Source organism: Povalibacter uvarum (assembly GCF_014202975.1).
GTDB classification, from domain to species: Bacteria; Pseudomonadota; Gammaproteobacteria; order Steroidobacterales; family Steroidobacteraceae; genus Steroidobacter; species Steroidobacter uvarum.
In genome coordinates this window covers 197983-224285 of the sequence record NZ_JACHHZ010000004.1, presented here as the reverse complement: position 1 = coordinate 224285, position 26303 = coordinate 197983, and the positions used below count along the sequence as shown (strand labels likewise).

The 26303-nt window shown below is 63.5% G+C and carries 25 protein-coding genes; 10 read left to right on the top strand and 15 right to left on the bottom strand.

The genetic code is table 11. The features are described 5' to 3' along the window. Positions 1–96: 96 nt before the first annotated feature. The 5 genes from HNQ60_RS17435 to HNQ60_RS17415 form a co-directional block, all read right to left on the bottom strand. Complete coding sequence (locus HNQ60_RS17435; protein ID WP_184334048.1) at positions 97–2148, bottom strand: protein kinase domain-containing protein; 2052 nt, start codon at positions 2146–2148, stop codon at positions 97–99. 93 nt (positions 2149–2241) lie between these two features. Continuing rightward, the gene (locus HNQ60_RS17430; protein WP_184334047.1) at positions 2242–2736 is read right to left on the bottom strand and encodes a GNAT family N-acetyltransferase; all 495 of its coding nucleotides are present in this window, start codon (positions 2734–2736) and stop codon (positions 2242–2244) included. A 49-nt stretch (positions 2737–2785) separates the two neighbouring features. Then, positions 2786–4069 carry a dicarboxylate/amino acid:cation symporter gene (locus tag HNQ60_RS17425; RefSeq protein WP_407676451.1) on the bottom strand — a complete coding sequence of 428 codons (1284 nt, stop codon included), beginning with the start codon at positions 4067–4069 and terminating at the stop codon, positions 2786–2788. Positions 4070–4200: 131 nt separating this feature from the next. After that, positions 4201–4707, bottom strand: coding sequence for a hypothetical protein (locus HNQ60_RS17420; protein ID WP_184334046.1), 507 nt, complete (start codon positions 4705–4707; stop codon positions 4201–4203). 245 nt (positions 4708–4952) lie between these two features. Further along, positions 4953–5417 (bottom strand): DUF2721 domain-containing protein, encoded by a 465-nt coding sequence (locus HNQ60_RS17415; protein ID WP_184334045.1) that lies wholly within the window; start codon positions 5415–5417, stop codon positions 4953–4955. Positions 5418–5659: 242 nt separating this feature from the next. Here HNQ60_RS17415 and HNQ60_RS17410 point away from each other — a divergent pair, with 242 nt between their 5' ends. Continuing rightward, positions 5660–6385: a DUF4097 family beta strand repeat-containing protein gene (locus HNQ60_RS17410; RefSeq protein ID WP_184334044.1), complete on the top strand. Its 726-nt coding sequence runs from the start codon at positions 5660–5662 to the stop codon at positions 6383–6385. Positions 6386–6582: 197 nt separating this feature from the next. Here the strand turns inward: HNQ60_RS17410 and HNQ60_RS17405 are convergent, their stop codons facing one another. Both HNQ60_RS17405 and HNQ60_RS17400 read right to left on the bottom strand, forming a co-directional pair. Further along, positions 6583–7650, bottom strand: a complete 1068-nt coding sequence (locus tag HNQ60_RS17405) for a DUF2891 domain-containing protein (RefSeq protein ID WP_184334043.1) — start codon at positions 7648–7650, stop codon at positions 6583–6585. A 22-nt stretch (positions 7651–7672) separates the two neighbouring features. Continuing rightward, entirely contained in the window at positions 7673–8599 is a 927-nt protein-coding gene (locus HNQ60_RS17400) for a Vgb family protein (protein WP_184334042.1), read from the bottom strand. 124 nt (positions 8600–8723) lie between these two features. On the opposite strand from HNQ60_RS17400, the gene HNQ60_RS17395 reads away from it, so the two are divergent. The 3 genes from HNQ60_RS17395 to HNQ60_RS17385 all read left to right on the top strand — a co-directional run bounded on the left by HNQ60_RS17395 (position 8724) and on the right by HNQ60_RS17385 (position 11997). Next, positions 8724–9371 carry a hypothetical protein gene (locus HNQ60_RS17395; protein WP_184334041.1) on the top strand — a complete coding sequence of 216 codons (648 nt, stop codon included), beginning with the start codon at positions 8724–8726 and terminating at the stop codon, positions 9369–9371. A 128-nt stretch (positions 9372–9499) separates the two neighbouring features. Beyond that, on the top strand, positions 9500–10450 hold the full coding sequence (locus HNQ60_RS17390; RefSeq protein WP_184334040.1) for a TIGR01777 family oxidoreductase: 951 nt from the start codon (positions 9500–9502) through the stop codon (positions 10448–10450). Positions 10451–10647: 197 nt separating this feature from the next. After that, positions 10648–11997, top strand: a complete 1350-nt coding sequence (locus HNQ60_RS17385) for a pyridoxal phosphate-dependent decarboxylase family protein (RefSeq protein WP_184334039.1) — start codon at positions 10648–10650, stop codon at positions 11995–11997. A gap of 127 nt (positions 11998–12124) precedes the next feature. On the opposite strand, the gene gor is transcribed toward HNQ60_RS17385, so the two are convergent. Next, positions 12125–13465 carry a glutathione-disulfide reductase gene (gene gor, locus HNQ60_RS17380; RefSeq protein ID WP_184334038.1) on the bottom strand — a complete coding sequence of 447 codons (1341 nt, stop codon included), beginning with the start codon at positions 13463–13465 and terminating at the stop codon, positions 12125–12127. A gap of 90 nt (positions 13466–13555) precedes the next feature. Between gor and HNQ60_RS17375 the strand changes: the two genes are divergently transcribed. Beyond that, complete coding sequence (locus HNQ60_RS17375; RefSeq protein WP_184334037.1) at positions 13556–14140, top strand: YhgN family NAAT transporter; 585 nt, start codon at positions 13556–13558, stop codon at positions 14138–14140. 92 nt (positions 14141–14232) lie between these two features. On the opposite strand, the gene HNQ60_RS17370 is transcribed toward HNQ60_RS17375, so the two are convergent. Both HNQ60_RS17370 and HNQ60_RS17365 read right to left on the bottom strand, forming a co-directional pair. Further along, positions 14233–14430 (bottom strand): DUF2909 domain-containing protein, encoded by a 198-nt coding sequence (locus HNQ60_RS17370; RefSeq protein ID WP_184334036.1) that lies wholly within the window; start codon positions 14428–14430, stop codon positions 14233–14235. Further along, positions 14427–14633 carry a hypothetical protein gene (locus tag HNQ60_RS17365; protein WP_184334035.1) on the bottom strand — a complete coding sequence of 69 codons (207 nt, stop codon included), beginning with the start codon at positions 14631–14633 and terminating at the stop codon, positions 14427–14429. Before HNQ60_RS17365 ends, HNQ60_RS17370 begins: the two co-directional genes overlap by 4 nt. 104 nt (positions 14634–14737) lie before the next feature. Between HNQ60_RS17365 and HNQ60_RS17360 the strand changes: the two genes are divergently transcribed. Then, positions 14738–16177, top strand: a complete 1440-nt coding sequence (locus HNQ60_RS17360; RefSeq protein WP_184334034.1) for an aminotransferase-like domain-containing protein — start codon at positions 14738–14740, stop codon at positions 16175–16177. Here the strand turns inward: HNQ60_RS17360 and HNQ60_RS17355 are convergent. Next, positions 16149–17252, bottom strand: coding sequence for an MBL fold metallo-hydrolase (locus HNQ60_RS17355; RefSeq protein WP_184334033.1), 1104 nt, complete (start codon positions 17250–17252; stop codon positions 16149–16151). The genes HNQ60_RS17360 and HNQ60_RS17355 overlap by 29 nt on opposite strands. A 69-nt stretch (positions 17253–17321) precedes the next feature. On the opposite strand from HNQ60_RS17355, the gene HNQ60_RS17350 reads away from it, so the two are divergent. Further along, positions 17322–18629, top strand: coding sequence for a M20/M25/M40 family metallo-hydrolase (locus HNQ60_RS17350; protein ID WP_184334032.1), 1308 nt, complete (start codon positions 17322–17324; stop codon positions 18627–18629). Positions 18630–18644: 15 nt separating this feature from the next. Here HNQ60_RS17350 and HNQ60_RS17345 read toward each other — a convergent pair whose 3' ends face one another. The 3 genes from HNQ60_RS17345 to trxA all read right to left on the bottom strand — a co-directional run bounded on the left by HNQ60_RS17345 (position 18645) and on the right by trxA (position 22692). Then, positions 18645–20510, bottom strand: a complete 1866-nt coding sequence (locus HNQ60_RS17345; RefSeq protein WP_184334031.1) for a bifunctional diguanylate cyclase/phosphodiesterase — start codon at positions 20508–20510, stop codon at positions 18645–18647. A gap of 395 nt (positions 20511–20905) precedes the next feature. Further along, complete coding sequence (gene rho / locus HNQ60_RS17340; protein WP_184334413.1) at positions 20906–22162, bottom strand: transcription termination factor Rho; 1257 nt, start codon at positions 22160–22162, stop codon at positions 20906–20908. Positions 22163–22362: 200 nt separating this feature from the next. Further along, positions 22363–22692 carry a thioredoxin TrxA gene (trxA, locus tag HNQ60_RS17335; protein ID WP_184334030.1) on the bottom strand — a complete coding sequence of 110 codons (330 nt, stop codon included), beginning with the start codon at positions 22690–22692 and terminating at the stop codon, positions 22363–22365. Positions 22693–23141: 449 nt separating this feature from the next. Here trxA and HNQ60_RS17330 point away from each other — a divergent pair, with 449 nt between their 5' ends. Next, entirely contained in the window at positions 23142–24626 is a 1485-nt protein-coding gene (locus tag HNQ60_RS17330) for a DEAD/DEAH box helicase (protein ID WP_184334029.1), read from the top strand. 1 nt (position 24627) lies between these two features. Here HNQ60_RS17330 and yrfG read toward each other — a convergent pair whose 3' ends face one another. After that, positions 24628–25323, bottom strand: a complete 696-nt coding sequence (gene yrfG / locus HNQ60_RS17325) for a GMP/IMP nucleotidase (RefSeq protein WP_184334028.1) — start codon at positions 25321–25323, stop codon at positions 24628–24630. Positions 25324–25386: 63 nt separating this feature from the next. Here yrfG and HNQ60_RS17320 point away from each other — a divergent pair, with 63 nt between their 5' ends. Beyond that, a complete protein-coding gene (locus HNQ60_RS17320) occupies positions 25387–25932 on the top strand; it encodes a DUF3301 domain-containing protein (RefSeq protein ID WP_184334027.1) in 546 nt (181 codons plus the stop codon). A 142-nt stretch (positions 25933–26074) separates the two neighbouring features. Beyond that, positions 26075–26299, top strand: a complete 225-nt coding sequence (locus HNQ60_RS17315; protein WP_184334026.1) for a DUF465 domain-containing protein — start codon at positions 26075–26077, stop codon at positions 26297–26299. The last annotated feature ends 4 nt before the right edge of the window (positions 26300–26303 follow it).

The following is a 26303-nucleotide window of genomic DNA, read 5'->3' as shown; positions in this document are numbered from 1 at the left end:
CAGTGGCTTCGCGGATCTGACTGTGGTCCGGCTGAAGCCGGACCCACGAAGGAGACTCCGACTATCCGCCATCCGCTATCCGCTATCTACTTCTCCTTAGTCGTCATCGACGACGATCACCGCCGCGCGCGACAGCTCACCCAGTTCCGTCGTGTCATCAGCCGGGCTGATCTCCGCGAGAAACAGCTCCGTGCTTTCCTTGAGCGAGTCGGAAACGAGCGGCACGATCAGCGCCACCGAATTGGCGCCCGCGGGAATCGTCTCCACACCCGGACCGATCGCGGCGAAATCGCTGCCGGCCTCGGCCGAGTTCGGCATCAGCTTCCAATGGAATGTCACGGCGTTACGCGAACTGCCGGACCTTCGCACAGTGAGCTTCACCGAGCCGTCGCTCTCCGTGGCGACGAACGTATCCTTGTCGAATGAAATGCGAGCAACGCCGCCGCCTGCAGGCTTGGCGGCAGCTGGCGCTTGCCGCTCCGCTGCAGCGACCTGTGGCTGCGCCTTGGCGGGCTCGGGTTGAGCAGCTGCGGGTGGCGGTGCAGCCGCCACGGCCGGCGTCTGCTGCTGCACAGGAGGAGGCTCTGTTGCGACCGTCTGAGGCGCGATGTCGGCCTGTGGCAGCTCCGGTGACGTTACAACTGCTTCCGGCTGCTGCGCTCTCGTTGCTGGCAGCTCGAAATTCAGTTGGTCGCGGAACGCAAGAAAAGCAGCGCCCGCGGCGACCAGCACGAGGAGTGCGATGGAGAACTTGCCGAATGTCCCGAAGCGGCGTGGCGCGTCCCCGGCCACGATGTCCTGCGGCGGAGCGAGGCGCTGCGTGATATCAGCGCATCCCAGGCCCGCGACCAGTTCGACGACGTCGATCTTGCGATCGGCCCTCGACCAGCGCAGTGCCGCCTGCAACGCACTCCATTGCTTGCCTGTGAGTCCCGGGATCTTCTGCGGCGCACGTCCATGCGCTCGCGCCAGCGGCGCTGAGCGACCGCCATAAGGATGCTGGCCGGACAGTAGTTCGTACGCGATGCAGGCCAGGCTGTAGACGTCGTCCGCCGGATCCGGCGATTCACCGTTCACCCGCTCTTCGCTCGCGTACGCGAGATTGACGCCGGGCTTGCCGCCGAGCGCTGGATCTCCGATCCACGGCTCGAAGCGCTGCGGATCGGCGTGCGTGCGTCGCACGAATCCGATGTCCATCACTTTCACTTCGCCGTTGGTGGCGATCATCACGTTGCCGGGCCGCAGGTCCGAATGAACGACGCCGCGTCGATGCGCATGCGAAAGACCCGCGCCGATGCTGCCGATGATGGCGAGCGCGCGATCGCGCTGCATCGGCTCGCGACGCAGGCGATGCAGGATGTCCGACAGCAGCTCGCCATCGAGGAACTCCATCACGAGGAAGTAAGTCCCGCCGTCGCGATCGAGGTCGAACACGTTGACGATGTTCGGGTGCGACAACGACTGCGCCTGATGGAACTGCCGCTCGAGCTCCGCGAGCGCATCGGGACTGTCGCGATAGTTGAGCTTGAGAACACGCAGCGCGACGCAACGCGAAGAAGGCTCGAGATGAGTGCGATGACGATCGAGCGCCTTGTAGACCGTGCCGTTGGGACCACGACCCAGGATCGTCAGGAGCTCGTAGCGATCGCGCAGGATGCTGCTGGCTGCCGTGCCGTCGGTGGCATGCGTACGCCGCGGAATTTCTGGCGGTGGCGGCCGCGTCGGCAGATCCATATCGCGGCGGAACTGGACCGGATCGACGAACGACTGCTCCGCCTTGCCTCCCGGCGTATCGCGTTCGGCCGCAAGCCTGCGCCAGCGGGTGCCGGTGGTGTCACCGCTGGCCGTTTCGACCTGATCGGAGGGAGGCGCCTCGGGCTCCTCCTCGGACTGGTTGACGACACCGAAGACGAGTTGAGCGATATCGCTCTTCAGGGAACGCGCGAGGGCTGCATCGACGCGCCCGCGCCGCTGGTACTGATCCAGCAGCGCCAGGGCATCCCAGGGCGCCTCGGGGTTGCTGCGGCAGATGTCGAGGAAGGAGGACTGCATGCGCGCACGGTCGCACCGTCCGGCTGTGTAATCGTCCAGCCAGACCGCAAGGTCGCCGCGGGCATCCGCAGCATCATCCTCAGGGCCTTCTCTCATCGACACGCTCATTTTGGACAGTCTATGCATCGGGCCGCCGCTGAAACACTGTCGCCCCGCCACGACTGTCCCTGACGAAAGGAATGTTCTTCGCTAGCCGAGCCCCTTCTGCATCCGGTAATCGTCCATGACGAATCCGCCCCCGATATCCATCACGATCGGCTCGGCGACCTCGAATCCCAGGCGCTCGTACGCCTGAACCGAGGGATTTCCCTTGTTCACTGTCAGCCATAACCGAGTCAGACCCCGTTCACGCGCCCATTCCTCGATGAACGTCATGATGGCGCGGCCGGTTCCGGTCCCGCGCTGGGCCTTCAGCAGGTAAAGCTTGCTGATGAACACGCTGCCGGCCGGTTCTTCCCGGATGGCGGTGTAGCCGACGGGCTCAGCTCCGTCGACGACGAGAAAATAGTGATATCCGGCCTGTACTTGCTCGTACATGGCCGCCTGGCTCTGGAACCGCTCCACCATGTAATCGACCTGAGCACGGCCGATCAGGGGAACGTAGTACTCGTACCAGATCTCGCGGGCCAGGCCCGCTATGACGGCGATTTCGGCCTCTGTACGGGCCGGTTGAAACGATGGCATCACCCAAGGCTACCGGCTGAACCTGGGTACTGCCACCTGCCCGCAGTACCTAAGTCGTCGTGGAATCGAGTTGTTCTCGGAGCTTTTTCTCATCCAGCGCCCGACACCACTTGGCCACGACGACCGTAGCGACGCCGTTGCCCACCAGGTTCGTCAGCGCCCGCGCCTCGGACATGAAACGGTCGATGCCAAGGATAAGGGCCAGCGCGGTGACCGGCAGTGTACCGACGGCCGATAGAGTGGCCGCGAGCACGATGAACCCCGACCCGGTAACGCCTGCCGCTCCCTTGGAAGTCAGGAGCAGCACCGCGAGCAGGGTCAGTTGGTCCGCGAAGGTCATGGGTGTATTCGTCGCCTGCGCGATGAAGACGGCAGCCATCGTGAGATAGATCGAAGTGCCGTCGAGGTTGAACGAATACCCGGTCGGGATGACGAGACCGACGACGGGCTTCGAGCAACCCGCGGTTTCCATCTTGCTCATCATTCGCGGCAGCACCGACTCGGACGATGAAGTGCCGAGCACGATGAACAGCTCCTCCCGGATGTACTTCACGAACTTCCAGATGCTGAAGCCGTGCAGCCGCGTGACCGCGCCGAGCACCACGAAGATGAAGAGCAGACAGGTTGCGTAGAAGCAGAGCATGAGCCACGCGAGTTCACGCAGCTTGCCGATGCCATACGCGCCGATCGTGAAAGCCATCGCGCCGAACGCGCCGATCGGGGCGAGCCGCATGATCATGCCGATGATCCGGAACAGCACGAGCGATGCGCTGTCGATGAAGTCGTACACGATCCGGGCGCGTGCGCCCACCATGTGCAGCGCGAAGCCGAACAGCAAAGCGAACAGCAGGATCTGGAGAATCTCGCCTTTCGCGAAAGCATCGAAAACGGTCGTCGGAATCACGTGCAGCAGGAAGTCGATCACGCTCTGCTCTTCCGCCGCGTGCGCATAGCCCTCGATCTTGCTGGCATCGAGGGTGGCGACATCGATGTTCATGCCTGCGCCGGGCTTCACGAGGTTCACCACGACGAGGCCGATGACGAGCGCGACCGTGCTCATGATCTCGAAGTAGAGCAGCGCCAGCACGCCGGTCTTGCCGACGGACTTCATGCTCTCCATACCCGCGATGCCGGAGACGACGGTGCAGAAGATGATCGGCCCGATCATCATCTTCACGAGCTTGATGAATCCGTCGCCGAGCGGCTTCATCTTCGCGCCGAGCTCCGGCGCGTAGTGACCCAGCGCCACGCCGATCACGATCGCGACGAGCACCTGGAAATAGAGCGAGCGATAGAAGGGTTGGGGAGCGGCGCCGTCGTTCGTCATGGCCATGGCGGTCGTTGTTGTGCGGCTGGCGACAGGCTACAGGCGGCACCCGCAGTTGCAAGCGGCAAACGCGCGGCCCGTGTGAAGAAACGGGAAGTCTGTCGATGGTCGTACGCGGATTCCGCGCCGCGAACGGGTCAGGCGGCGGGCGCAGCGAACCTGGCGCCGTTGCCGGTGCCCGGTGTGCCGTTCACCCAGATGCGGCCTTCACGCGCATGCAGACGAACGATGAGGCCGAGGGGGCGGACGCTTTCCTTGCATTCGACCGGCAGACGGCCGTCCCCGAAATAGGCCTTGGCGAGGTCGAGCACCGTCGCGGCTGGACCCGCCATCGCCGGCGTGTCGGGCGTGTGTCCGAAGATGCTGACACGCCAGCTCTGCTTGCGGCCGCCCGCTGAACGCAGCTCCTTGCAGAAGCGATCCATCAGCAGCAGACCGGAGCTCAGAGTGTTGTCGGTGAGATCGAGCGGCTGATCGTTGTTGGTCGCGACGTAGCGCAGATGCAGCAGGCCCGCCACGGGCTGCGTATCGTCGTAGACGCAAATCGCAAGCGCAGCCGTCAGCTCCGCGACCAGCAACTGCTCATCGCGCGAGACTTGGTAGGCGTCGGGTTGAACGAGGATTTCCGGACCGGATGCGGACATTCACACTCTCTCGCAAAACGCGGTAGCGCGTTCGCCCCGGCATATTGCCGGGTCGGAAGCGGGTCACGTTGAGGAGTACATCACGGAAATGGCCGGCCTTAAGGACCGTTCGTCGGGCCGACTGACGCGTTTGGTTGGAAAGTGTCATTGGATGGCGACGCGGAAGGCGATCCGGCGGTCGGATGGATTCCCGCTTTCGCGGGAATGACTCACCTACCTGCTTCTGGCGAGCCGGCCAGCCGGCTTCACTTGATCACTTCCTTCTCTTTTCTCGCCCCGCCGAAAGTCGTCGATGCGGTGGCGATGAAGACTTCGCGCAGGAAGAACAGCAGCGCGGCCGCGAGACTCAGCAGCGCGACGACGAATGCCACGGCGATCGGCGTCGCCAGATCGACTCGCAGCGATGAGCTCACGAACAGCGCGGCCACCACCAGCGAGACCAGGAGCGAACACAGGACGCACAGGGCGATGGCGCGATTGATCAGCGTCGCGCGACGCGACAGCACCCTCAGCCGGGCATGAAGCTCTGCCGCCAGCTCGGGACCCGCTGTCTCGAGGCGCTCTTCCATCAGTCGCGCCCGGTCGATGATGCGACCGATGCGAGATGCCAGCACGTTCAGCGTGGCAGCGACGCCGGCCAGCAGGAACACCGGTGCGACAGCGAGCTGGATGACCTGGGCCAGACTGGCGACGTGGGAGGCAGAGTCCATGGGGATCACGATATCGCTTGGCGGCCGTCAGGCCCCTTCCTCATCTGGCGGGTTGTTGAGAGGCATTGTGCCCGCCCCGGGGGCTGCGAGCTATGAGCTGTGAGCTATGAGCCGGAATCGGATGCCGGAGTTACCCGCAACCGCCATCCCCGCTCATCGCTCATCCGTTGCAACCCCGGAGCCTCCTGCCGCGTCCAAAGGTCATTGCAACGCCAAAGGCACGTGACCCCGAAGGAGACCCCATGAAGAAGTGCTGGTATGCCCTGCTGCTCATCCCGTTGATGGCGTTCGCCGAGGGGGACATCTCGAAGGTCAACAGCTCGATCCGCGTCGATGCGGGCGAGGTCGCGGGCGATGTCAGCTCGGTCAATGGCTCGATCACGATCGAGGACGGGGCGACCACCCAGGACGTGGAAACGGTGAACGGCTCGATCACGATCGAAGACCGCGTCAGCGTGCGCGCAGTCGATACCGTCAACGGCGGCATCCGCATCGGAGATGAGGTCAAGGCCGAATCCGTCGAAACGGTCAACGGCAAGGTACGTTTCGGCTCAGGGGCACAGGTTGCCCAGGGCGTCTCCACCGTGAACGGTTCGATCGAGGTCGCCAAAGGCGGTGACGTCCGCGGCAAGGTCGAAACCGTGAACGGCAGCATCAGCCTCGAAGCAGCGCAGGTCGGCGGCGGCCTGAAGACGACCAACGGCAATATCACGATCGGGGCGAACTCTCGGGTCGATGGCGGCATCCTCGTGGAAAAGCCCCGCGGCAACTGGTTCAACAGCCATCGCAAGCGCCCCACCATCACGATCGGCCCGGACGCGGTCGTCAACGGCACGCTGAAGTTCGAACAGGACGTCGATCTGTTCGTCAGCAATCGCGCGAAGATCGGCCCGGTCAGCGGTGCCACGGCGATCATGTTCGCCGGCGACGAGCCGTCGAGTGCGGATCGGGAGAAGGTGGAGAAATGACGAGGAGAGCCTGCTAGCGGGTAGCCGGCTAGCAGGTAGCCAGAGCGTCCGGCTTCGCCGGACATGAAAGGGGATGCTTCGCATGACGTCCGGCTGAAGCCGGACCCACAAAAGGATGCAGGCGCAGCGGACCCGTTGAGACCACCTCAGCCGGACGTCATGCCGAAGAGCATCTTCACGGCGCGCGCGCCGTTCTGTCACTGCGACGCGCCGTACAGCGCAAACGTCCCCAGCCAGTGACTCCCGACGTAGTGTTCACTCGTCACGGCACCGAGCGACACATCACGATGCCTGCCCGCAGCCGCACGCAGCGCAGGAATTCGCGAATCCTTCCCCGGCAGCCCGCGCACAACACCTTCCAGCATCCACGCGCGGCTGAGATTCAAGCCATCGAGATGCGCGAGCTTGGGGTCGCTGCGATCGGTAATCTCGGCGGGAGGCAGCCAGTCGGCAGAGCCTTTGCGGTCGATGGTCGGCAGAAATGCATCGAGCCATTTCGCGAACGCCGCTGGCTCGAGCACGCGGCGAACGAAATCCGCTTCGGCAAGACAGGGCGACAGGAAATCCTGGCCCGACGGCTCGTACGAGAGCGGGCAATTGCGATCATTCAGATAGAACTGCCGCGCCTTTTCCCTCAGAAGCTGCTGCATTTCGCTGTTGCCGCTGATTCTCGCCCAGTCCCAGACGAGGCCGAATGCGAACGCGGTCTGATCATGTTCGCCGACACGAATGGGATACCGCAGCTTCGGCAACCAGCCGTTCAATCGTGAAACCGCCTCGGCTTCGAGCGGAGCGAGCACAGCGGCCCATTCACGGCCTTGCGGGCTGTTCCAGCCACGCAGTTCGGCCGCGAGCTGCAGCAGCCAGGCGAGGCCGTAGGGACGCTCGAAGGAAGCGCGTCCGTCCGTCTTCAGGTACGCGACTTCGACCGCGATGTTCTGCGCCGTAAGGCTCTTCGCCAACGCCGATCGTGCCTTCGCTGCCGTGTCGCTGTCGGGGAACGATCGTGCGACGCGCGCCAGAAGCCAATGTGCGTGCACTGACGAATGCCAGTCATAGCAGCCGTAGAACGCCGGCGTCAGCAACCGGGGCGGCTTCGCATCCGCATCGCTGGCGAGCACGTGCGCGATCTTGTTCGGGTATTCCTTGTGGACGCAGTCGAGCGCGAGCGTTGCAAATCGCTGCGCCGCCGGCAGATCCAGCGACGACGCCGATGAAACGGCGGGACTGGCAAGCGCAATCAACAGAACGACAGCGATCCGCATGAAGAGCACCCCTTCAGACAAGTCAGTCGGCGGCCGCCGGCCGCGGCAGGACCCAGAGCGTACCCGCTTCGGCCGAGGACACCCACACCGCATCCGCAGCGACACTCACTGAACCACCGCCGCCAGTACCATAGCGCGCAACGATGCGATTGAGCTTTGGATGGATCACCGACAACGTCCTGGAGCCGCGAACCCAGACTCGTCCACCGCCTGCGTCGATGTCGCTGCCTGTCCCCGATGCGTCCGTTTCGATCGTCGCGGCCACAGCGTTGATGTCGGGATCGATCCGGGTGACGGATCCGTCACCTCGATCGAGGATCCAGACCGCGCCCTCGCCTGTCGCCAGCGGCCCCGGCGATGGACCGACAGCGATCGTGGCGACGACACGATTCGTCCGCGGATTGATGCGTTGAACGGTGTTGGCGCGCGAGTTGGTGATCCACAGCGAACCGAAGCCGAAGGCGGCGGCGAATGAATCCGTCGCGACTGCAATTCGTGCGCTGACGGCGTTCGTGCGTGGATCGACCCTAACGAGTTCGCCGGCCGCATCACTCAGCACCCACACACTGCCGGCACCTGTCGCCAGCCGCAGCAACCCACTGGAATCCGCAAGTCCGGTGCGAATCAGAGCGACGCGATTCCCGTCGAAACGATTGATGCGATGAATCGCGCGCTCTTTGCAATCAGCAATCCAGACAGCGTTGAAATCCACTGCGGCAACGCCGCAGGGCGCATCGGGCGTCGCACTGACGACCGGATCTGATTCGCCACGCACGAACTTGTCGATCCGGCCATTGCTGGCGATCCAGACACCGTCGGCATCGGCGGCCAGCAAACCGGCGGTGTCATCGATGCGCACGGCCTCGATCGCATACCGCTCGATCGGCTCCACCTCGTCGGCCGAAAAGCACGTCGCCGAATACAGGAGGGCAAGGCACAGTGCGCGCATTGCGGCATGGTGCGGCAGGCCCGGCGATATCACCAGCCGATCATGCTCAATGCTGGCTCCGCACTGATCAGATTGCATCGGAGCGCTCCGGCAGGCGTAGACTCGCCACATCACCGGAGGACCTATGCCTCTTCGCTCAGCAGCCGCACGCAGCGTCGCAGTCGCGACCGCGCTGCTTTGCTGCATGGGTTCGCGGGCCGAAGCGCCGGTGGATCTGACGCAGGCGGTCGACGCCATCTGGCGGGTGCGCAGCGTGACCTTTCATTTCCAGAGTCCCACGACCTTCTACTACTGCGACATCCTGCAACAACGCGTTGCGGACATCATGCGGGCCGTCGGTGCGGCCGATCCGATGGATGTCCGGGCGAAGTGTTCTGTCGGCGCGCTGATCAACGACACCAGCGTCCGTATCGTCGCGGGTGTGCCTATCGAAGCGACCGAGGAGAACGTCGAAACCGAGACGACGTTCGATACCCGGACGGAACTGGTGGCGCAGACGCGGAACTGGAAACTTCCCACTCCCGAAACCGTTCGCCGGTTCCGTGCGATCCGGACCGACGTCTCGTTTGCACGTCTCGAACGCCTGCACCTGTCCCCGAACGATTGCGATCTGCTGGCCGCGATGGGTGAGCAGGTGTTCCCGACCTTCGGCATCACGACCAAAGCAACGATCTACTGCACCCCCGGGTCGCGCCCGCTCGGCAGCCCCGGACTCACCGTCGAAGCGCTGATGCCCATCACGCCGCTGCCGATCGCCGCCGCGGGCGATTAGCCACGCCCTGTCGTGCGTTTGCGCCGAACCATCGGATATCCCTGCCGGACGTCCGCGAAAAAACCTATTGCCTGAGCCGGTGCGCTGCCTGTCAGCTTGAGGGCACGATTGCATAGGGAGATCCTCGCTTGGCCAGCGCCAGCGCCGACTTTCTGCCGGGACCGACAGCGGGACGCACGTGGCTGATCACGGGCGCCACGGGGTTCATCGGCAGCCATCTCGTGAAGCCGCTGCTGCGACGCGGCGATCGGATGATCGCGCTCGTGCGCGATCCGAAGCGCGCGCAACGCAGGCTGAACGCGAAAGTCAGGATCGTTCGATCGCTGGATGAGCTGCCCGATCAGGCTTCGATCGACGGCATCGTGAACCTTGCCGGCGAGCCCATCTTCGGCATGCCCTGGACCGAATCCCGCCGCAAGCGGCTGCTTGCCAGCCGCATCGACACGACTCGCGCCGTGGTCGCGCTCTGCAACCGGCTGCAACACAAGCCCACCGTCCTCATCAACGGATCGGCGATCGGCTACTACGGCGTTCACGGCGACGAAACGATCGACGAGACCACGCCACCGCAAAGCATGTTTCAGAGCGCGCTGTGCAGCGAATGGGAATCGGCAGCTGCGGCTGCGAGCGCGAGCGGCGTGCGTGTCGCATGCCTGCGCACCGGCGTCGTGCTGAGCGGTGATGGCGGAGCACTGCCGCGTCTTGCACGCCCGGTACGATGGTACGCAGGTGTAGTGCCCGGCACAGGCACTCACTGGCTCAGCTGGATCCACATCGACGACCTGATTCGCATGCTGCTCCTCGCGCTCGACAACGGCCGATACACCGGCGCGATCAATGCGACTGCACCCGAGCCGCTGCGCTATCGCGATTTCTACAGTCTTCTCGGCGATGCATTGCATCGCCCGATCTGGATGCACGTTCCCGCTTCCGTCGTGAAAGCCGGCCTCGGCGAAATGGCCCAGCTGCTCATCGAAGGGCAGCGAGTGATTCCGCGCCGCGCACAGGAACTCGGTTTCGAGTTCCGTTACACGACTGCGGCACGCGCGCTGCGCGCGATCTACGGAACGGCGCACTGACGCGCGGTCGTCCCAGGCAGACCCACCCTGTCGAAAGTCGGTGACGGTGTATCGCGGTGCGCGCGACACAACTGCTCCTGTGTGCGTCGGCAGGCCGGGTGCACACTTGGGCCACGTTGGTCATTCACGCGCAAGCGGGAATCCATCTTCAGCTACCGAATGGACTCCCGCCTTCGCGGGAGTGACGGCACCTCACAATGAAATTACTCCTCGATGACGCGGCCAAACGCGCGATCCGCTATCTCGAATCGCTGCCGGATCTCCCAGTGCAGGCGCCGCCTGCGGCTGTCGAACGATTGGCGCTGCTCGACGAGCCGCTTCCTGTCGCCACATCGGATCCGGCTGCTGTGCTCGCACGACTGGACGAACTGATCACGCCCGCAACGATGGCAATGGCGGGTCCTCGATTTTTCGGATTCGTGATCGGCGGATCGCTGCCGGTCACGGTCGCGGCGAACTGGCTGGCTGCTGCGTGGGATCAGAACGCGAGCATGGCTTCGCCGACCCCCGGCGTTGCCCGACTCGAAGAAGTAGCTGCTCGCTGGCTCCTCGATGTGCTCGCTCTACCTGCGGAAAGCGCCGTCGGCTTCGTCACCGGCGCGACGGTCGCCAACTTCACTGCGCTCGCCGCTGCACGCAACGCTGTACTGAAACGTATCGGATGGGCTGTCGAAGCAGACGGCCTCTTCGGTGCGCCGCCGATCCAGGTGGTCGTGGGCGATGAAGGTCATCCCACATTGCTCAAGTCGCTGGGAATGCTGGGACTCGGACGCTCGCGGCTCGTGCGCGTTCCGGTCGATCGGCAAGGGCGGATGCGCGCGCATCGCCTGCCGAAATTCTCCGGCCCCACGATCCTGTGTCTGCAGGCGGGCAACGTGAACAGCGGTGCGTTCGATTCGTTCGCGGAGATCTGCCCGATCGCGCGCGAAGCGGGCGCCTGGATTCACGTCGATGGTGCATTCGGTCTGTGGGCACGCGCGGTCCCTTCTCTCGCGCCGCTCGCTCGCGGCCTGGAACTCGCGGACTCGTGGGCCACGGATGCGCACAAGTGGCTCAACGTTCCTTACGACAGCGGCATCGCTTTCGTACGCGACGCGGATGCACTGCGAGCCGCAATGTCGATCACAGCGGAGTACCTGCCAACGACGGGCACGCGGCGAAATCCGTGCGACTACACGCCGGAGCTTTCACGCCGCGCACGCGGCATTGAAATCTGGGCCGCCCTGCGACAGCTCGGACGCGAAGGACTGGTCGAAATGATCGAACGCAACTGTCGCCAGGCGCGGCGCTTCGCCGAGCGCCTGGCAGCCGCCGGCCACGAAATCCTCAACGAGGTCGTACTGAACCAGGTCGTGGTGAAATTCGGCGACGATGCCGCGACCCGCCGCGCGATCGATGCGATCCAGAAGGACGGCACGTGCTGGGCGGGTGTCACGGTGTGGCAGGGCTCTACTGCCATGCGCATCAGCGTCTCGTCGTGGGCGACGACGGATGAAGATGTCGAGCGCAGTGCGGACGCGATGATTCGTTGTGCCCGACTAGCCTGAAGAACAGAGTTGAAGAGCAGAGCTTCACACGGAGTTCACGCAGAGCACGGAGTACGAAAACAAAGAAGCCGCGGGACAGACGGATCGACTTCTGCTCCGCGGACTGCGTGAACTCCGTGTGAAATCTTCATTTCATCAGTACGAGCTCTTCGGCCATCGTCGGATGAATCGCCACGCACTCGTCGAGCTGCGATTTACGCAGGCCTGCTTTCACGGCCACGGCCATGACTTGCAGGATCTCCGGGGCTTCCGGGCCAATCATGTGGGCGCCGACGATCTTGTCGTTCGCTGCATCGACGACGATCTTGTAGAGCGCACGCTCGTCTCGGCCCGCGAGCACGTGCTTCATCGGCCTAAAATCCGCCGTGTAGACCTTGATGTCCCCGAGTGCGTTGCGCGCTTGCGCTTCCGTCATGCCGACACCGGCCAGCGGCGGGTGACTGAACACTGCTGAAGGAATGCAGCTGTAATCGAGCTGCACGGGCTTCTTGCCGAAAACGGTATCAGCGAACGCGTGGCCCTCTCGAATGGCGACTGGTGTGAGCTGCACGCGATTCGTTACGTCCCCGACCGCGTAGATCGACGGGCAACTGGTTCGATTCCCGGCGTCGACGCGGATGCCGCCTTTGTCGTCCAGTGCGACACCCGCGGACTCCAGGCCAAGGCCTTTGGTATTGGGCACGCGTCCCGTGGCGAACATCACCGCGTCGCAACTCAGCGTGACGCCGCCGCTCAGCGCCACCGCCAGTTCGCCGTCAGCCCGCTTGTCGATCCGCTCGACCGCGGTGTTGAGCGTGAACTGGATGCCTTTCGCCATCGAGATCTGCACGAGACGATCGCGGATCTGCTGATCGTAGCCGCGCAGTACCTGGTCCGAGCGGTTGAGCAATGTCACCTGCGACCCGAGCTCGTTGAAGATGCCCGCGAACTCGTTCGCGATGTAGCCGCCGCCGACGATCGCGATGCGCTTCGGCAGCTTCTCGAGATGGAAGGCCTCGTTGGACGTGATCGAATGTTCGCGTCCGGGAATCCGCGGCACATCCGGATGCGCTCCCGTCGCCACGAGAATGACCCCGGCGCTGTACGTGCGCTCGCCGATGCGCACATCGTGCGGACCCTCGATCACCGCACGTCCTTCCAGGATCTTCACGCCGTGATTCGTCAGCGTCTGCGTGTAGAGCCCGCTCAGTCGCGTCACTTCCGCGAGCACATTGTCGCGCAGCGTCGGCCACTCGAACTTCTTCCCGTCGATGTGCCAGCCGAATCGCACGGCGTCCTCGAGGTCCTCGGCGAAATGCGCGCCGTAAACGAGGAACTTCTTCGGCACGCAGCCCCGGATCACGCATGTACCGCCGATCCGGTATTCCTCCACGATGGCGACTTTCGCGCCGTACCCGGATGCGATGCGCGCTGCCCGCACGCCGCCCGAGCCGGCGCCGATGACGAGGAGATCGAAGTCGTAGGACATGTTGACGGTTGACGGTTGACGGTTGACGGCGAATAAGAGAAACCTGTGCTTCTGACTGTCAACCGTCAACTGCCAACCGTCAACCCACCCATGACCGACCTCACTTCCGTCGTCCTGACCCTGTTCCTGATCATGGATCCGCTCGGGAACATCCCGATCTTCCTGTCGATCCTGAAGGACGTGTCACCCGCGCGACGGCGCCAGATCCTCCTGCGGGAAGTGCTGATCGCATACGTCGTGCTGCTGGTGTTCCTGTTCCTGGGTCAGTACATCCTGCAGGTGCTCCACCTGGAACAGGAGACGATCAGCATCGCGGGCGGCATCGTGCTGTTCCTGATCGCACTGCGCATGATCTTTCCGTCTCACGGCGGCTTCGCCGCGGACACACCGGAGGGCGAACCCTTCATCGTGCCTCTCGCGATCCCGCTGATCGCCGGACCTTCGACGCTCGCAATGCTGATGCTGCTGCAGCGCTCGGAATCAGGCGCCAGCCCGTGGGAGTTGTGGGTAGCGGTGACGATCGCCTGGGCACTGACCGCAGCGATCCTGCTCGCAGCACCATTCTTCTACCGCGTCCTGCATCAACGCGGCCTGATCGCGATGGAACGACTGATGGGGATGCTGCTGGTGATGATCAGCGTGCAGATGTTGATGAATGGGATCAGGGCCGGATGAGCTGAGCGACGAGCGATGAGCTAGAAGCAGAATCTCAACCTAAATCGTTCTCTGGCTCATCGCTCGTCGCTCGCAGCTCATCGCTCGCCTTCTCACATCCCGTGCGGCTCAATCCACCCCAGCTGCCAACTCAGCAACAGCAGCAGAAACAGCCCCACCGACAACGCCACCCTCACCGTCAGCGCACGTACCATTTTCGTCGATGTCGTCGGTCCTCCCGACATGGCGAAGAGCGCCTGTCCCATGCTTATGATGATGGCGCCGAGCGCCAGAATGACGAAGATCTTCATGGGTTCACTCCCGTCGCGCGGGCTTTTTCGGCGGCTTCCTCGCGACGTATGGTTATCACCAGCATTCCGATCGCGGCGCTGATCATCAGCAGCAGCGCGACCATCAGGAACATCAGGCCGCCGGCCAGCCGGTACCCCTCGTAAATGCCGCCCAGGACGCCCAGCGGGGTCGTCACCAGCAGCAGTGGTTTCGCTATCCTCATGGCCTTCCTCCGATTGCCGACAGGCTACGACTGGCTGTGCAACGGAAACAGATTCAGATCGACCCACGAAAACCGGATCAGATCCCCACCGACCCGATTGACCCATGAAGCGCTACGAGCGATATGCAGCCGAGATTGCGGAGATGATCGACAAGGGCGTGCTGCGACCGGGAGAGCGGCTGCCGTCGGTGCGCCACGCAAGCACCCAGCGCCGCATCAGTCCGGCGACCGTCTTCGAGGCCTACTACCTGCTCGAAGCGCGCGGGCTCATTCATGCCCGGGCACGATCCGGCTATTACGTAAGCGAGCGGCTGCAGTCGCGGGCACCGCAGACATCTAGGCCGAAACAGCGGTCGGCTGCCGTCGCCATCAGCGATCTCGTGTTCGACGTTCTCGGTTCGACTCGCGACCGCAATGTCGTGCCGATCGGCTCGGCCTTTCCGAGTGCGGCGCTCTCTCCGCTGCAGACCCTGGCGCGACATCTGTCTCACGGCATGCGCGCGCTCGATCCGAAACGGATCGTCGACGACCTGCCGCCCGGCAACGAACGATTGCGACGACAGATCGCCCGTCGCTATGCCATCGACGAAATGCGCATCGATCCGGCGGAAATCATCGTGACCAACGGCGCACTGGAAGCGCTCAATCTCTGCCTGTCCGCGGCGACTCGTCCCGGCGATACGGTCGCGGTCGAATCGCCGACGTTCTACGCGGCGCTGCAAGCGCTCGAGCGCCTCAGTCTCAAGGCGGTCGAGATCGCCACGCATCCTCGCGATGGCATCGATCTCGATGCCCTGGAAACCGCGCTGCGACGAGCGAACGTCAAAGCCTGCTGGCTGATGCCGAATTTCCAGAACCCGCTCGGCAGCCTGATGCCTGACGACAAGAAGCAATCGCTCGTGGCGCTGCTCGCGAAGCACGAAGTGCCGCTCATCGAAGACGACGTCTATGCCGAGCTGTACTTCGGCCCTCGCCGACCGCTGCCGGCGAAGGCATTCGATCGCAAGGGACTCGTCATGCACTGCTCCTCGTTCTCGAAATGCCTGGCTCCGGGCTATCGGGTCGGCTGGGCCGCGGCCGGACAATTCTCGAAACAGGTCGAGCGGATGAAGCTCATGACGACGTTGTCGGCAGCGATTCCCTCGCAGCAGGCGCTCTCGGGCTATCTCGATCAGGGTGGGTACGACCGGCATCTGCGCAAACTGCGACGAGTGCTGGCGGCACAACGCGACGTCGCGATGAAGCAGGTCGCGGAATACTTCCCGGAAGGGACCCGCGTGACGCGGCCGGAAGGCGGTTACTTTCTCTGGGTCGAACTACCACGGCACATCGACGCATTGGAATTGCAGCGGCAGGCGGCATCGCGGCAGATCAGTATCGCGCCGGGGCATCTCTTTTCGGCCGATGGCGCGTACACGAACTGCATCCGCCTCAACTACGGCCATCCCGACGACCAGCGCATCGGCGGCGCGTTGCGCACGATCGGAAAGCTGGCGGGCGATCTCGGGTCCGGCGTCAGCCCGAAAGGCGCTCGTAGCGCGTGACCCCGTCCGCGTGCTGGCGGCGTTCCAGGCGTCCGGCGTTGAAGAGATATTCCAGATGCGCGAGCGCCTCGCCGAGCCCCAGGAAAAGGTGCATCCCTGAAAGCTCGCGGCGGAACATGAATCGCAGCAGGTCAAACGCCGCACGCGGCTCGCTGCACGCCGTGACGATCTTCTCCAGCTGCTCCTCGTGATGTCGCGTCAGATCATCGACGCGCTGGGCGAGACCCCGGAAAGGAATTCCATGCGATGGCAGCACGAGCGTGTCCTGCGCCAGCGTACGCAGCCGCTGCAGCGATGACAGAAACGAATGCAACGGATTCGGATCGGCGCTGCGCCATCGGTAACTGATGTTGGACGAGATCGTCGGCAGAACCTGATCGCCGCTGACGAGCAGGCGCTGCGCGGTGTTCGACAAGCACAGATGTCCTTCCGCGTGGCCGTTGGTCTCGAGCGCGGTCCACGAAGACGAACCCAGCTCGAGAACGTCGCAATCAGCGACGAGTCTTTCCACTTCGGGCAGGCCACTCGCCATTCGCGCGAAGCGCGTCGGCGAGAACATGGGCTTCAGCGCCGACACGTCCTCCACGCCGTTTGCCCGCAGGAATGCCTCCGCCTCATCGGCATTCGACAGGTTCGCGCCGCTCAACAGCTGCTTTGCCATATCCAGCGTGCGCGCCGACATCCAAACAGGAACGCTGTACTGCTGCTGCAACCAGCCTGCGAGCCCAATGTGATCCGGATGAATGTGCGTGACGAAGACGGCTCGCAACGGCTTGTCGACGAAGACTTGCGACGCAATGCGCTGCCAGGCGGACTTGCCGATCTCGGCCGCCATCCCGGTGTCGACGACGACACAACCGTCACCGCAGTCGAGCAACCAGACGTTGATGTGATTCAGATCGATGGGCAGCGGGATGCGGCTCCACAGGACGCCTTCCGCGATCTCCACGCAGGTACCGGGCTGCGGAGGCGCAACGCCCACGAACTGCAACCGTCGCGACGGGTATGACTCACCCTCGGCTGTTACGCCGTCTCCGGGAGTCTTGTCGGCAGGTGAAATGGGCGGGGATTGCATACGGTGCGTCGTCCGGAATCGGTCGCGTATCATGCGTAACCGGCTCCTTCGAACAGGTGAAATTCTGCCATGCCTGCCGCCCTGCGTCCGATCGCATTGATGTTTCTTGCCACGGTTCTCACTGTCCCGGCGGCATGGGGGAAAACACCGGCCGACCGGTCGGAGAAAGCCATCGTCGCCTACGTGAAGACGCAGCAGGAAGCGGCAGCCGCCTTGCTGGAAAAGGCAGTGAACATCAACAGCGGGACGATGAACTTCGCGGGCGTTCGCGCCGTCGGCGATCTGTTCCGCCCGCACTTCGATGCGCTGGGATTCCAGACACGCTGGGTCGATGGCGCTGCATTCGGCCGCGCCGGCCATCTCGTTGCCGATCACAAGGGCAAAGGCCCGCACGTGCTGCTGATCGCCCACCTCGACACGGTCTTCGAACCGGACCATCCCTTCCAGAAGTTCGAACGCGTCGATTCGAACATCGTTCGCGGCCCGGGCACCTCCGACATGAAGGGCGGCATCGTCGTCGCCCTGACGGCGCTGAATGCGCTCAAGAAAGCCGGTGCGCTCGACAAGCTCAACATCACCGTCATCATGCATGGTGATGAAGAGGACTCTGGCGCACCGCTCGCCGCGGCACGCGAAACGATCATCGAAGCCGCCAAGGCCGCGGATATCGCGATCGGACTGGAAAACGCCGCTGACGATCCTTCGACTGCCGTAACCGCGCGACGCAGCTCCGGCCGATGGCAGATCAAGGTCACGGCGAAATCGGCACATTCGTCCCAGATCTTCACTGACGAAGTCGGCGCCGGCGCCATCTACGAGCTGTCGCGCATTCTCAACAGCTTTTACAACGAGCTGCGCGGCGAAGAGCTGCTCACGTTCAATCCGGGACTCATCGCGGGCAGCACGCAGGTCGAGTACGTGCCGGAGCCGCTGCAGGCGAAGACCTCGGGCAAGGACAACATCATCGCGCCGATCGCAATCGCATCGGGCGATCTGCGCGCCATCACGCCGGATCAGATCAAGCGCACGCAGGAGAAGATGCGGGCGATCGTTGCGGCGCACCTGCCGCAGACCAATGCTGAAATCACCTTCGACGAAGGCTATCCGCCGATGGCACCGACCGAGGGCAACAAGCGTCTGCTCGGCCTCTACGACAAAGTGAGCCAGGATCTCGGCTTCGGACCTGTCACCGCCGTGAATCCGCGTCGTGCAGGCGCTGCCGATGTTTCATTCGCAGCGGATCATGTCGAGATGGCGATCGACGGCCTGGGCCTGCTCGGCGGCGACGCGCACACGCCGGATGAATTCGCGGACATGCGGACGTTTCAGATTCAGGCGCAGCGGCTGGGAGTGCTGCTGTACAGGCTGGGGAAGTAAGCCCACTTCGGCATCTCAGCCGACCATCTGCTCCTGCGCCTGCACCGCCAGGATGTCGGTGTCGTTCGTCAGGTGTTGCACGGAGTGCTGTCCCTGCATCAGATCGACGACGCGTTCGCCACTGCGCAGCACGAAGCTGTTGCCTTCGCGTTGCTTCGCCAGCTTCTTCACGTGAGCCAGCAGATGAGCGATCGCGTCGGCGCTCGTTGCACCGACGGTTCTGGAATCGAGCGCCGCGACCGAAAGCGTCAGGAGCGCGTAGTCGCGCGCATTGCCGTCGCGATCGGTCGCCGTAATGTGGCCGGCAGCGGCATGTTCAGGTGAATAGAATCCGGCGACGGCGGCGGAGAACTGCTCCAGCACGCGGATGATGCGTTCGCGCCAATCGGCACAGCGCATCACCACCACGAAATCATCGCCGCCGATGTGGCCGATGAAATCCAGGCGGGTCGAGAACGAGCTCTTCAGCAGCCCCGACAGGTAGAGGATGACCTGGTCGCCCTGCGCATAGCCAAACACATCGTTGTAGGGCTTGAACGAATCGAGGTCGAAATACGCGACGACGAAGCGGCGTTCGGCTTCGATCAGCCGGTCGATGCAGCTGCGGATAGCACCGTTACCCGGCAACAGCGTCAGCGGGTTCGAATGCTTGGCTGCCTGGAGCTGCTGATCGGTGATCAGCCGCAGCAGGTCGATCGTCTGTCCGAGGCCGTGATACATGCCATCGCGCGTGATCACGAACTCTTCCGTCAGCCGCATCTTGCCCTTCTGCGTGACGAGGCGGCTCACCTGCTCGAGGCGCAGCTGGCCATCGATCAACAGCGTGGGCGACTCCATGACCGAGGAGACCGGCTTCTTGTTGTAGATCTCGGGGTGCAGCGGCTTCGCGAGCAGCGCGAACAGATCGTTGCGACGGACGACGCCGACCGGCCGGCCGTCGCGCACGACGGCGAGCGTCTGTTGTTCCGGCGATTGATGAAACAGGTCCGCGACGTCGGTGACCCGCATATCGGGTGATACCGGTGGCGAATACACGGCAATGTGATCGGCGCACAACGCGCCGTTGGCGACGATCGAACGATCGAGCGATTCGATCTGCTGCAGCACGGCCATCGGCGCCGCGCTCGGCCGGCCGAAGAGATGACCCTGCAGCCGATCGAGACCCAGGTCGACGAGCTCGCGGCATTCGCGATCGGTCTCGACACCTTCGGCAATGACGCGGCAGCCGATCGCCCGGCCCATGTCGAGAATCGAGCGCACGAATTCGAGTTTGGTTGCGTCGGCGTCGATACCGCTGACGAAGTAGCGGTCGATCTTCACGAAGTCGGGCTTCAGTTCCGACCATGTGCGCAGGCCCGAGGAGCCCGCGCCGAGATCGTCGATGGCAATCGAACAGCCCGCATCGCGCAGGCGCTGCAGAGCCGACCGCAGACGCGCGTAGTCGTCCAGCAGGCTTTCTTCCGTCAGCTCGATGACGATGCGATCGGGGGCGAGTTCCGCGTCCTTCGCGTAACCGAGGAAGCGGTTGGCGAAATTCGCCTCTTCGTAGATGGAGTCCGGCGAGACGTTGATGAACAGCTGGCCGGCGACGCGCGCCGCGACAAAGCGCTTGAAAGCGTTCTGCATGCAGACGAAGTCGAGCTCGACCTTCACGCCGGCACGGCGCGCTGCTTCGAAAAGATTCTGGGGCGAATGCAGCCAGCTGTCGGAAGGTCCGCGCGTCAGCGCCTCGAAACCGCAGATCCCGCGTGAGCGCGGATCGACGATGGGCTGAAACAGGGTCGCAAGCCGCCCGTCGCGCATGAGCTCGGTGAGCTCATACGTGGAAGCATCCAGTCTGCGCAGGCGCAAAGTGGGTGAATCCTGACGAACGTCGGACATGAGAATTGCTGCCACCCCGGTAACCGAGGGCTACGTTATTGATGGCGCAGGGCGGGGTCTGAGAACCCCATCGCACGGTTACGGGTTTTCCATCAGGAAAACCCCCGACACGCGGAGATTCTGTGAAATGCAGCACATGGCGGGATGGCCGCGGAGGTCGCGGGTTGCGCGCCAGATATCGCGCTCGCGCGCGGGCCTTCGGCCTTACGTCCCACTGAAGTGGGACCCACAATCAAGAGGATTGGCGCCGGATCGTTGTTGTGGGTCCGGCTTCAGCCGGACGTCATGCGAAGCATCCCGCGGACAACGTCCGGCTGAAGCCGGACGCACAACCGGAGCGGCCTGCCGGCAGGCAGGCCTTTGCGCATCGAGACGAGGGATCGGACGAAGCGGCTCTACCGCTTCATCGCATCGAAGAACTCCGCGTTGGTCTTCGTGTCCTTCATCTTGTCGATGAGGAATTCGATCGCGGCCAGTTCGTCCATCGGGTGCAACAGCTTGCGCAGGATCCACATCTTCTGCAGCTCTTCGGCGGACGTGATGAGCTCTTCGCGACGCGTACCGGAACGGTTGATGTTCACCGCCGGGAAGACGCGCTTTTCGGAAACGCGGCGATCCAGGTGGATTTCCGAGTTGCCCGTGCCCTTGAACTCTTCATAGATCACGTCGTCCATGCGCGAACCGGTGTCGATCAGCGCAGTCGCGAGAATCGTCAGCGAGCCGCCTTCTTCGATGTTGCGCGCCGCGCCGAAGAAGCGCTTCGGACGCTGCAGCGCGTTCGCATCGACGCCGCCCGTCAGCACCTTGCCGGAGCTCGGCACGACGGTGTTGTAGGCGCGGGCGAGACGCGTGATCGAGTCGAGGAGAATCACCACGTCGCGCTTGTGTTCGACGAGGCGCTTGGCCTTTTCGATCACCATTTCGGCGACCTGCACGTGGCGCGTCGCGGGTTCATCGAACGTCGACGACACGACTTCGCCGCGCACGGTGCGCGTCATTTCGGTCACTTCTTCAGGACGTTCATCGATCAGCAGGACGATCAGGTACACATCGGGATGATTCGACGTGATCGAGCTGGCGATGTTCTGCAACAGCATCGTCTTACCGGCTTTCGGCGGCGAGATGATCAGGCCGCGCTGGCCTTTGCCGATCGGCGCGACGAGATCGATGATGCGGGCCGTCAGGTCTTCGCTCGAACCGTTGCCGCGCTCGAGCTTGAAGCGCTTGGTCGGATGCAGCGGCGTCAGGTTCTCGAACAGAACCTTGTGCTTGGCGCCCTCCGGAGAATCGAAATTGATCTCGCCGACCTTGAGCAGCGCGAAGTAGCGCTCGCCGTCCTTCGGCGGACGGATCAGGCCGGAGATCGAGTCGCCGGTGCGCAGATTGAAGCGGCGGATCTGGCTCGGGCTGACGTAGATGTCGTCGGGACCGGCGAGGTAGGAGCTGTCGGCGGAGCGCAGGAAGCCGAAGCCGTCCTGCAGGATTTCCAGCACGCCGTCGCCGTAGATGTCCTCGCCGCTGCGGGCATGCGCCTTCAGGATCGAGAAGATGATGTCCTGCTTGCGCGAGCGGGCCAGGTTCTCCAGGCCCATCTTCGTCGCAACTTCCACCAGCTCCGAAACGGGCTTGAGCTTCAGCTGCGTCAGGTTCATCGACTGGCGCGAGGCCGCCAGCTCCGATGGGGAAATGATCCCTACGTCATCGGCATCGAAATCGTCGACCGGCAGCTCGTCGTGCTGCTGCTGCCGGTGATTGCCCCTGTTGCCGTCGTTGTTGCCGCCGCGGTTCTGACGACCGCCGCCTTTGTTGCCGCCACCGCGCTGGTTGCGGGCTTGATTACCGAGATAGCCTCTCACAGTTTGCTTTCCAGAAATGCGGCCAGATCGGCTTTACGGAGGGCCCCGACTTTTTGCCCCTCGACCTGACCGTTTTTGAAGAGAATGAGTGTCGGGATACCGCGCACGTTGAAGCGTTGCGGCGTTTTGGGATTGTCGTCGATGTTGATCTTGGCGATCGTGACCTTGGCTTTGAATTCGCCCGCGATCTCATCGAGCATTGGCGCGATCATCTTGCAGGGCCCGCACCATTCGGCCCAGAAATCCAGCAGTACAGGCCCGTTGGCCTTGAGCACGTCGTCTTCGAAGCTTGCGTCGGTGACGTGCAGAATCGTGTCGCTGCTCACCAGTCAGTCTCCTCAAATCGTTGGCGATCGATGGGAAGGTTCGGTGTGTGGAAAATGAACGGGATATCGAAGTGTCGATTGATCGGGGGCGGGAATAAGGACCGTATTAGTGACTTGAGCGTGCTCGGTCGGGCACAATGACGGCTAGTTGAGCCTCTGTAGACGTTACGTACCTGCGCAGTGCTCGTGCACGATGGCCAAGTAGTTGAGCGAAACAACCCCGACGGGGGTCTTCTTCACGAGGAGTAGCTTGGTGCCGGTATTCCGGTCGGGGCGGGCGCGGATGGGTCCGCTGCGTTGGGCTTATTAGAACCCAAGCCAATTTGGATTTGCAAGCCTCCGCTTCCCGCAATTGCTCATGGTCACGGCTCAGGCTCGGGCAAAACGATTCACCCTCACGGACGACCCAGGTTCACCATTCCACTCAATAAGGTCCACTGTTCCACTCAATGGCTGATTCACACCTCACCGACCTTTCCTTCTCCAGCCTGCACTTGCCTGAAACGCTGCAGAAAGGTCTCGCCGATGCGTCCTTCGAACGCTGTACCCCGATTCAGGCCCAGACGCTGCCCCAGGCACTCGCGGGCATGGATGTCGCCGGACAGGCACAGACGGGTACGGGAAAGACTGCCGCATTCCTGGTCGCACTCTACGCACGCCTCATTCGAGAGCCGGTGCCTGCGACTCGCAACCTGAACGCACCGCGTGCGCTGGTCGTTGCTCCAACGCGCGAACTGGCTGTGCAGATCCACGGCGACGCCGAGGCACTCGGCTCGCATACGGGGCTGCGTCTCGGCCTCGCCTTCGGCGGCGTGGACTACGAGAAGCAGAAGCATCACCTCGAACAGGGCGTCGACATCCTGATCGGCACGCCCGGACGCATCATCGATTTCTTCAAGCAGCACGTGATCGACCTGCGCTCGGTGCAGGTTCTCGTCCTCGATGAAGCCGATCGCATGTTCGATCTCGGATTCATCGCCGACATCCGCTACATCCTGCGGCGCCTGCCCGCTCCCGATCAGCGACTGAACATGCTGTTCTCCGCGACTCTGTCGCAGCGCGTGCTCGAACTCGCCTACGAACACATGAACGACCCGACGCTGGTGCGGATCGAGCCGGACAAGATGACGGTCGATCGCATTCGTCAGGTGATTTATTACCCCTCCAACGACGAAAAGCCGCGCCTGCTGGTGGGTCTGCTGAAGCACATGGACCCGCGCCGCAGCATGGTATTCGTGAACACGCGCCGCGCCGCGGAAGACATCGAACAGCTGTTGCAGAGCAACGGGATCAACGCGGAAGCGATTTCCGGCGACGTCCCCCAGCGCAAGCGCCTGCGAATGCTGCGTGATTTTCACGACGGGACGCTCGCGGTCCTGATCGGCACCGACGTCGCGTCGCGCGGACTGCATATTCCCGACGTCAGCCACGTTTTCAATTACGACCTGCCGCAGGACCCCGAAGACTACGTTCACCGCATCGGCCGAACCGCGCGGGCCGGCGCCGAAGGCGACGCAATCAGCTTCGGCTGCGAGGAATACGTGATGTCGCTGCCCGACATCGAGTCGTATATCGATCGCAAGATTCCGGTCGCCGCGGTACCGATCGAGCTGCTGCCTGAAATCACCCAGCCGGAACGTCGCGCGCGACATCATCATGGCGGCGGCGGTCGTCACGGGGGCGGCGGACGCCACGGCCAGAACGGGGGAAGACCGCGCCGGCCAGGCCGCCGTGAGGGCGGACCGCGGCGCGAATCGTCGCCGCCGAGAAACGTTCAGAGGACCGACTCCCCTCCTCCGCCACAGCAAAGTGCCTCCCCAGATGCGGGCTCGGCCCCAGCCGATGGCGCGGCACGGAAACGTCGGCGCCGCCGGCGCAGGGGCGGCAAACCGGAAGGTGGTGGCGGCGACGCGCCAACCCCGGCCACGGAATAGATCAGTCGTCCAGCAGGTCGACGATTGCATCGACCGCTGGAAATTCCGTCACGTGCCGGCGTTCAGCCTGGGAATCCGGCCGGCTGATCGCAAAGATCTGGCCGATTCCGAACGACCGGGCCGCGCGCAGCACCGGCACACTGTCATCGACGAACAAGCTGCGCGCCGGATCGAATCCCACCCGCGCCTGTGCCCGACTCCAGAATTCCGGCGTTTCCTTCGGCGTGCCGTACTCGTGCGAGCTCACCAGCAGGTCGAAGTGACGGTCCAGACCCGTCTGCTGCGCCTTGATGGTCAGACTGTCCCGATGCGCATTCGTCAGCAGCACTGTCCGCAATCCACGTGCGCGCACCGTGGAAAGAAAAGTCTCAGCCCCCGGCAGGTAGCGCACCTGCTCGCGGATCTCGCGCTTCATTGCAGCGATGTCGAGATCGAGCTCGCGGCTCCAGAAATCAGTGCAGTACCAGTTGAGCGTCCCGTGGAGCTCGGTGAATCGCGGTGTCAGGGTTTCCCGCGCCGCATCGAGTGTCAGCGAATGCCGCAGCGCGAATCGCTCCGGGACGAGCTGCAGCCAGAAGAAATTGTCAAATTGCAGGTCGAGCAGCGTGCCGTCCATGTCGAGCAGCACCGTGTCGATCTCGGCCCAGCGCGGACGAAGTAAAGGATCTGCAACCAAAGAGGCCGGCGATGTGTTCATCAGAAGCCGTATCATAACGGCTCCCCTCTCATCGGCCTCCCGCGAATAGCGATCGAGCCTGCGATGTTCCTCAGCTGGACCACTCTCGTCTTCCTCATCGTCGCCGCGGCCATCGCATGGTTCTGGCAGGACAGCCTGGCTGCGCGCGAACGCGCCAACGCCGCCGCCATCGAAGCCTGCGAGCGCCTGGGACTGCAATTCCTCGACGGGACTGTTGCGTTCGCGCGCCTCGGCTGGACGCGGGGAGCCAGCGGCCGCCTCACGCTGCGCCGCACCTACGTGTTCGACTACACAGCGACCAGCATCGACCGCCTGCAGGGATTTGTCGTTCTTTCCGGACACCGCGTCGAAACTGTCGGCTACGCGCCAGGCCAGACCGACCAGCGCCCTCGTCTCCAGCCCATGGCCCAGGAACCCCGACCGGTCGCTCCTTCGGCCCTGACGAATAGCCTGGCCGACCCCCAGACGAACAGCCAGGCGAACAGCCAGACGAACAATCCCGCGAACCCATCGAACGTGCTCGACCTGGATCAATGGCGGACTCAGCACCGCCCGCCGCTCACGCCTCGCCGCGAAAATCGCGAGGAAAGCGGCGATCCGCGACATTGATCGACCCGGCTGCCATGCGGCTGAAACAGCAGTATCGCCATCTTCCCCGGATGCATGCCGCAGCCGCGGATCCCGCGACGGTTAGACCGCGGCCTGCGCAGGTTGTAACCTTGCGGGCCTTAGAAAGTACTTGCGTTGCGCGATGAGCGAATCGGAAAACAACGTCGAAACGGAGACCTTCCGCCGCCTCGAGCGCCTGCGGGGCCTCAGGATCGAGCATCGCGATCTCGACGACGTCATCAACCGGCTGCAGCTCGACCTGTACGTGAACGAAGTGCAGCTGCGCCGGCTCAAGAAGCGCAAGCTGCTGCTCAAGGACCAGATCGCCCGACTCGAAAGCGAACTGATCCCCGATCTCAATGCATAAGAAG